At 64.3% G+C, this 319-nt stretch carries 1 pseudogene; it reads left to right on the forward strand.

The annotated features are described in order from the left end of the window. Nucleotides 1–60 precede the first annotated feature (60 nt). Nucleotides 61–319 (forward strand): annotated as a pseudogene (locus tag H6B10_RS15935) (leucyl aminopeptidase); the annotation flags it as partial.

Raw genomic sequence — 319 nt, forward strand, 5'->3', positions numbered from 1 at the left:
GTCGCTCTCGGTAACCACACCGCAGGTGTCATGACCTCGGGGGCCCAGGCAGCAGACACCTTGCTGGACGCTTCCGAGGCTGCCGGCGAGGACTTCTGGGAGCTTCCGATTACCGACGAGGTTCGCGAAGGCCTGCATTCTGACATTGCCGACGTCAAGTCCTCCGGCGCTCGCGAAGGCGGCGCGATGCTCGCTGCAGCTTTTCTGCAACGTTTCGTGACCCCAGGCATCGACTGGGCCCATCTCGACATCGCCGGCCCGGCGTACAACGAGGCCTCGGCCCATGACTACACCCCGATTCAAGGAACCGGGTTCGGAG

This window comes from Gemmiger formicilis (assembly GCF_016901605.1).
Taxonomy (GTDB): domain Bacteria; phylum Bacillota; class Clostridia; order Oscillospirales; family Ruminococcaceae; genus Gemmiger; species Gemmiger formicilis_B.